At 52.7% G+C, this 7,041-nt stretch carries 7 protein-coding genes; 2 read left to right on the forward strand and 5 right to left on the reverse strand.

Annotation, left to right across the window (positions count from 1 at the left end; genetic code table 11):
- Positions 1–30: 30 nt before the first annotated feature.
- Positions 31–1,011, forward strand: a complete 981-nt coding sequence (ydcK, locus tag KQJ19_RS21295) for a YdcK family protein (RefSeq protein ID WP_181604066.1) — start codon at positions 31–33, stop codon at positions 1,009–1,011.
- Here ydcK and rimL read toward each other — a convergent pair.
- The 5 genes from rimL to KQJ19_RS21320 all read right to left on the reverse strand — a co-directional run bounded on the left by rimL (position 1,003) and on the right by KQJ19_RS21320 (position 6,258).
- On the reverse strand, positions 1,003–1,548 hold the full coding sequence (rimL, locus tag KQJ19_RS21300; RefSeq protein WP_049042977.1) for a 50S ribosomal protein L7/L12-serine acetyltransferase: 546 nt from the start codon (positions 1,546–1,548) through the stop codon (positions 1,003–1,005). The two genes, ydcK and rimL, sit on opposite strands and share 9 nt — an antisense overlap.
- Before the next feature lie 102 nt (positions 1,549–1,650).
- The gene (locus KQJ19_RS21305) at positions 1,651–1,875 is read right to left on the reverse strand and encodes a YdcH family protein (RefSeq protein WP_003833168.1); all 225 of its coding nucleotides are present in this window, start codon (positions 1,873–1,875) and stop codon (positions 1,651–1,653) included.
- A 167-nt stretch (positions 1,876–2,042) separates the two neighbouring features.
- Positions 2,043–3,698 carry a glucan biosynthesis protein gene (locus tag KQJ19_RS21310; RefSeq protein WP_029139548.1) on the reverse strand — a complete coding sequence of 552 codons (1,656 nt, stop codon included), beginning with the start codon at positions 3,696–3,698 and terminating at the stop codon, positions 2,043–2,045.
- Between the two features lie 193 nt (positions 3,699–3,891).
- Entirely contained in the window at positions 3,892–5,235 is a 1,344-nt protein-coding gene (locus KQJ19_RS21315) for a VOC family protein (RefSeq protein ID WP_216404101.1), read from the reverse strand.
- 120 nt (positions 5,236–5,355) lie between these two features.
- Positions 5,356–6,258: a manganese-dependent inorganic pyrophosphatase gene (locus tag KQJ19_RS21320; RefSeq protein ID WP_216404102.1), complete on the reverse strand. Its 903-nt coding sequence runs from the start codon at positions 6,256–6,258 to the stop codon at positions 5,356–5,358.
- A gap of 230 nt (positions 6,259–6,488) precedes the next feature.
- Here KQJ19_RS21320 and KQJ19_RS21325 point away from each other — a divergent pair.
- The coding region (locus KQJ19_RS21325; protein WP_216404103.1) for a LysR family transcriptional regulator at positions 6,489–7,041 on the forward strand (553 nt) is incomplete at its 3' end.

Below are 7,041 nucleotides of genomic sequence, written 5' to 3' on the forward strand. Positions count from 1 at the left end.
TAACTAAGGTGCGCAACATGGAAATGAGCTATGACCAAATATCGTCTCAGCGATGAGTCTCGATCCTTTAGTTACCAGGATAATGGCAATAAAAAAAGCGTATTACTACGCCAAATCATTGCGCTCACTGATTTTAATGATGTCCAGGCCGGCACGCCCGGTGGCTGGATCGACAATGAAAGCGTGCTGTCACAAAGCGGTGATTGCTGGATTTACGATGAGAACGCGCTCGCATTTTCCGGCGCGACGATTACAGGAAACGCCCGCATTACTCAGGCAAGCGTGGTCAGAGATGGCGCGCAAATTAGCGATGACGTGTGGATTGACCGGGCTGAAATCAGTCATAATGCGCAAATACGTGACAACGTCACTATTCAGGATTCTGTGGTTCGCGGCGAGTGCCTTCTCTTTGGTGATGCGCGCGTGGTGCGTGACTCTGAAATCATCGCCGCCAGGGGGCTAACCCGTGAAAGCGACCAGCTCCTGCAAATTTATGATCGGGCTTTTGTCAGCCACTCACGAGTGGTGCATCAGGCGCAGATCTATGGCGATGCGAAAATCAACTATGCCTTTATTGAACATCGGGCGGAAGTTTTTGATTTCGCACAGGTGGAAGGTAATGAAGAGAACAATGTCTGGATTTGCGATTGCGCCAAAGTCTATGGATATGCGCGCGTCATCGCCGGGAGCGAAGAAGATGCCATACCTACCCTACGCTACAGTTCGCAGGTGGCGGAGCACGCGGTAGTTGAAGGTAACTGCGTGCTGAAACACCACGTGCTGGTCGGCGGTCATGCGCAATTACGCGGTGGACCGCTCCAGTTAGACGACCACATCCTGATTGAAGGCCACGTCTGCGTGCTGGGCGAAGTGCTGATCGAGCATCACATTGAGATAGCCGGTCAGGCGCATATCCAGGCGTTTGATGGCGATACCATTCACCTACGCGGACCGAAAGTGATTAACGGTGAACAGCGCATTACGCGCACGCCTATCGCAGGTTTATTCTGAAGAGCCATCAATGATGCGGGCGTAGAGATTCACATCATAGTAATCACCATTAAGGAATTCCGCCTGTTGCATACATCCTTCCAGTTGGAAGCCATTACGTAGCGCCACCTGGTTGCTCTCAACGTTTTCTACGCGACATTTAATCACGAAGCGGCGAATCTCCTGACGCTGCGCATAATGATGAATTAAGGCCTGTAGCGCCTGGGACATGATGCCTTGACCCTGATGCTCCTCATCCAGCCAGTAGCCGATATAAGCCGCTTTGTTCAGCGGTTCTATCTGGTTAAACGAGATAACCCCGACCACATTTTCTTGCGCAAAAATCAGGAACATTTTGGCGTAACCGCGCTGGTGCAACATCATATTGCCCTGCACATTCTTGCGGGTGTCCTCCTCAGAGGCAACAAACTGCGGCCAGTTAAGCGACTGCTGGAGCCAGCGTTTATTTTTAAGCACCAACTGATGCAGAGGCGTGACGTGTTGCTCTTCTACGGCACGCAGTTCCAGCGTGTCATTGATGGTAATCACTTCTGACATTTTCATTCCATTATGATGGTTAAGCAGGCCACCCTGCTCATCAAATAAAAACAGGAAGGGCTCCCTTTTGGAAGCCCTTTTACACAGCAAGCGCCGTTTTACTTAGCTCTCACTGACACTCTCTTTTTGCAATATTTTGAGCAGATCTTCCTTCAGGTGGAGTTTCTGTTTCTTAAGGCGAACAATGTCCAAACTATACCCCCGACCATCCGAACCTTCCAGTCTGGAGATCTCATGATCAAGGCTGTTGTGTTTTTCGAATAAGGACAGAAAGCGAGGGTTCTCGGATTTCAGTCGGGAAATAAGGTCTCTGTATTCTGGAAACATACTTTCTCCCTGTTAGTGGAAAAGAACGTGTATAAGAAATACACACCTCCAGAGTACCCACTTGACTTACAGAAAAATGCGAACGGGATCGAGTAAATAGTGTACAGAATGGTTGTGAAGAGGATTACGGATACGGCTCCCCATTCGGAGAGCCGTAAAGGGAGTGATTAACGCATCTCGCGGTCGTCAACGTACTGACGTTTATCCGGCGCTGGCGGGAAGTACTGATACAGCCAGGTTTCACTGATGGCGTCGCCCTGACAACGCAGGAACATACGCATATCTACCGGATCGGTTGAGTCAGAGGTCGGATACCAGTCAAACTGAATCCGATAACCGTCGATAGGTTCCACGTAAAGGATCTCAATCTGTTTCGCTTCACCGCTGGAGAGCGTAATCACCGGTTCAATACCCTTCGGCGCGGCGGCTTTTAGATCGCCACCAACGAAATCAACAGCAAAACGTCGCGCCCATTTTTCCGGGTAGTGCTCGCCCGGCGCCCATCCTTCCGGGAAGCCGCCCATGCCTGTTCGGGTCGCCATCACGCGAGCCAGCGGTGAACGCACCGGCGGCTGAGCACTCCAGTACAGGCGATATTTGAATTCCAGATCATCGCCCGCTTTGATCGACCTTTCAGGCTGCCAGAAGCAGACGACGTTATCCAGCGTTTCGCCGGTCGTCGGGATCTCCATCAGGCCGATAGTCCCCTTGCCCCACTGGTTACGCGGTTCGACCCACAGGCTCGGACGCTTGTTGTACCAGCCCATGATATCCTGGTAATGGGAGAAGTCGCGATCGAGCTGCAGCAAGCCAAACCCTTTCGGGTTGTTATCGGTATAGGCGTTGAACTGCAGTTTTTGCGGGTTATTCAGCGGGCGGCAGATCCACTCGCCATTGCCCCGCCACATCGCCAGACGGTCGGAATCATGAATTTGCGGGTGTATGGTGTCACACATCCGACGTTCGTTGTTGCCGCAGCTAAACATGCTGGTCATCGGTGCAATACCGAGCTGCTTGATGTCTTTGCGCGCATAGATGTGGTTTTGTACATCCATGATCACCTGCGTTTTCTCGCAGTGGATCACGAACTTAAATGCGCCGGTTACGCTGGGGCTGTCGAGAAGCGCATACACGGTAAAGGAGGTTGCGCCCGGTTTGACCGTTTCGAACCAGAAAGAGGTGAAATCAGGAAACTCTTCTTTGCTGTCGGTGTAGGTATCTACCGCCAGACCGCGGGCCGATAAACCGTACTGATAGGTGTCATCCACGGCGCGGAAATAGCTGGCGCCCAGGAACGAAACGATATCGCGACGGGCTAATTCTGGCGCTTTAAACACGCGGAACCCGGCGAACCCGAGGTCAGTCTGCCCTTCCAACTGTTTGGTATCCACACCCGCATCATTGTATTTAAACAGTTCCGGACGGAAGTGGATTTCGCGCGCCATATGCGTGCTGCCATCAACCGAGAACATGCGTACGCGGCGACGGAAGCCCATTCCCACGTGGAAGAACTGCGCATCAAGCTGACGATTTTCAACATTGTTCCACAGAGACTGCTCTGCGTCATATTGAATGCTGTTGTAGGCCTGAGGCGTCAGTTTGGCCAGCGTGTCAGGTAACGCGCGCGGTGCGCCGCCCCAGGGCTTCTGTGCTAAGTCATGGGCCATCGATTGCAGAACGGAAAAATCAAAACGTACGGTTTTTCCGTCTGCAATGTCAGACTCTGCCGCAAAGGCGGCGCTGGAAAAGAGTGATGCAATACCACTGGTTCCGCACACGGCGGCCATTGCCATTGAACCTTTAATAAATCGTCTGCGATTCATGCCTGAAAGTAAGTCCTTCTGGTCGTGTAAATGGTCCCGCGCCGGCCATAATCAGCGGCAAGAGAGTGCACATTTCTGACCGCTCACTCTAGACAAAATTCATTAATAATCCAATTGTTGGTCGCCGATTATCTGTACAAAATCGAAAATATTTTATGTCGATGGGAACAGACCGAATCCCATGTAAATTCAATTAAAGTAAACCACACCGCCGTTTACTGCGATCTTGCGCCTCCTGATACAACGCAAACTCATCATAAACCGCACAACCCAGCGCCTGTTCAAACGCGTCGCGGCTGGAATTACCGTGGCTACGGACCTGAGTTTCATTCCCCAGATTAGACTGGAAAATCCCCGCGGCGCTCACCGGTAAAAAATCTTCGTAGGTAATGGGCTGAGCAACCAGCCAGCCCCGCTCAATGAGCGGTTGCGGGTCGTCATCCGGGCGAATCGCCTGTCGATGCGCCTCGCCCGACGGCGTCAGCCGGTAGCGGAACCAGGCAAGCCCCTGCTGGCGCAGCAGAAATTCGCTGTCCGGGAATGCTTTGAACACCTCCTGCAAATGCAGCTGATGCGTCAGGTTGTCTTTTCCCGTTCCCGCTTTATTCAGCAATTCGTCGTACAATGCTCTGCCTTTCGGCGTCAGGGCCACGCCGCGCTGTTCGATTTCACCAAAACGCGCCGTGTGAGTGCCACGCATTTCACCGGCAAATAACACTGGCTCTTCCAGCGCTTTAAAACTGGTCTGGCGCAATAAAATGGGCACCTCGCGGCGCGGCGGCCCTTCAATCAGTATTTTGGGTTCAATGCCGCACTCCGGCATCATCGACTGAACCCGGTCGATATCCAGCGTACGCGGCGTCAGATGGTTGATATGACACCCAGGGAAACACACCACATCAGCAATCAGCCGGTGCTCATTGTGCAATGCGTGATAGGTCGCCTCATCGACCGTGGCATGCTGATGCCAGCGGAAAGTTTCCAGCGCTTCTTGCACAAACTCCTGCGCCTGCTCAGGCGTAAAACTGCCCTGCACATCAAACTCATCCAGCAGTTCGTGACAACGACGGGTGAAAATATCGCGTTTCGCGAGGATCTCCGCGGCTTTTTGCCGTAGCGCGGCGTTTTCGATTAATTCGAGCCGCAATAACGAGGTGAATACCCGAAACGGGTTGCGCGAAAGCGACGCATCGTCAATGGGACGAAACGCGGTGGAATGCACGGGAACACCGGCCTGGGAGAGATCGTAATAACTCACCGGATACATGCCCATAATGGCAAACATCCGGCGTAGCGTAGAAAGCTCCTGCGCAGTGCCCACCCGAATGGCGCCGTGGCGCTCAACGTTTAGCCGGGCCAGCTCATCTGCATTCGCCAGTTTTTCATGCAGCGTAGGATTATTTTCCAGTACCGCCAGATTCACATCAGCGACAAGTTCCAGCAACGTGCCATATTGCGGGACTTCCTGCTGGTACATTGCTGACATTGCCTGCGAAAATTGTTCCCGAATCTCATCTGCCGTGATGGTGTTCGCCATAATGTCATGCCTCCAGTGAATATTACCTGGAGTGTAGAAAACGCCGCTGACTCCGGTGGGAAGAATTTACAAAGTGTGACCCCGCGTAAATTTCCCACCCCTACAGACGGTGAACAGAACCTACTGGCGTGGTTTTAAATGACTTTCCAGCCAGGGCAACATCTGTTTTTTACGGCTGAGCATCCCCTCCACCTTACAGGGCTGCGGGATGTCTGAGAGCGCTGGACCGGCAAACCACAGGCTGGTATCGCCCAGATTGATATCGGTGAGCATCAGTACAACCAGCGCGGCATTCTTTTCCTCTGCATAGCACGCCATTTCCAGACGGAGATCGTCCAGCACCGCATCCACCTGTTGCAGCGCATACAGTTCAAGCTGCGCCACACAAACAGAATGTCCATGAATGGTGAAGGTTTTAATGTCTTTCTGCAGAAGCTCGCGAGCGCTCATGCCTTCTACGCTTGTTTTAGCAGACAGCAGGTCGCGACTAAACGCCTCGAGATCCACACCGGTTTTTTGGGCCAGGGCCTCCACCGCCAGGCGATCGTCAGAGGTGGTCGTTGGTGAGCGAAGCGTGACAGTGTCACTCAATGCGGCACCCAGCAATAAAACGGCCTCAGCGGCAGACAACTGGCTGCGCTCCTCTTCCGTCATCAGTTGCCATAACAGCGTCGCGCTGCTGCCAACTGGCTTCACCCACACTTCTGGTGGCAGACGAGTGACTAATCCACCGAGTCGGTGATGATCGATAATTCCCACGACGTTACTTTCTGCCAGCGATGCCGGCCCCTGGGCAGGCTCGGTGAAATCGACCAGCCACACATCACGATCGGTCAGTTCAAACGTCAGCCGTTCGGGCATCGTCAGTCCCGCATGCTCAAAGATAAATTGCGTTTCGCGGTTAGGTTCGCCCAGACGCCATGCCGTCGCCTGCTGGCCACGTAAAGTAAGCCAACGCGCCGTCATGGCGGCGGTACAAATGGCATCGCTATCGGGGTTAAGGTGCCCTATTACATCTATCATTAATCAGTACCTTGTGAAGATAATGGTTCAAAAGCAAACAATAACGAAAGTATATCGACTGGACGGATTATCTTCCATGATCCCACCCCCCGGCTGCGCTGTACAAAACATAAGCAAAATAAATCATTTGTAAGTAAAATAGGATAAATGTTAATAATATTTTGCTATCAAGTTATCAAAATCGAACAACTTCACTTGTCACCGATACGACTCTGTTTTTAACATCGCTTATGGAAAAAAATGTTCTGTTCAATCAGCGCATTCGCTTGCGCCACCTTCATACTTTTGTCGCCGTTGCACAGCAGGGAACGTTGGGCCGCGCGGCTGAGACCCTTAACCTGAGCCAACCAGCCCTCTCCAAAACGCTGAATGAACTGGAGCAACTGACCGGTACCCGGCTCTTTGAGCGTGGCCGCCTTGGCGCGCAATTAACGCTGCCCGGAGAACAGTTTCTTACCCACGCAGTCAGAGTGCTGGATGCACTCAACACCGCCGGACAAGCCTTAAACCAGCGCGAAGAGTCACAGACGGATGTCGTACGGATTGGCGCCTTACCCACCGCGGCCCTGGGCATTCTGCCGGCGGTCATTGGCCCGTTCCATAAGCAGCAAATGGAGACCACGCTGCAGGTTGCCACCATGAGTAATCCCATGATCCTGGCGGGTTTAAAGTCAGGGGAAATTGATCTCGGCATTGGCCGTATGGCCGATCCGGAATTGATGGTTGGTCTGAACTACGAGTTGTTATTTCTGGAATCGCTCAAACTGGTCGTGCGCCCTAACC

This window comes from Citrobacter sp. S46_ASV_140 (assembly GCF_018919545.1).
In the GTDB taxonomy this organism is placed as follows: Bacteria; Pseudomonadota; Gammaproteobacteria; order Enterobacterales; family Enterobacteriaceae; genus Citrobacter; species Citrobacter braakii.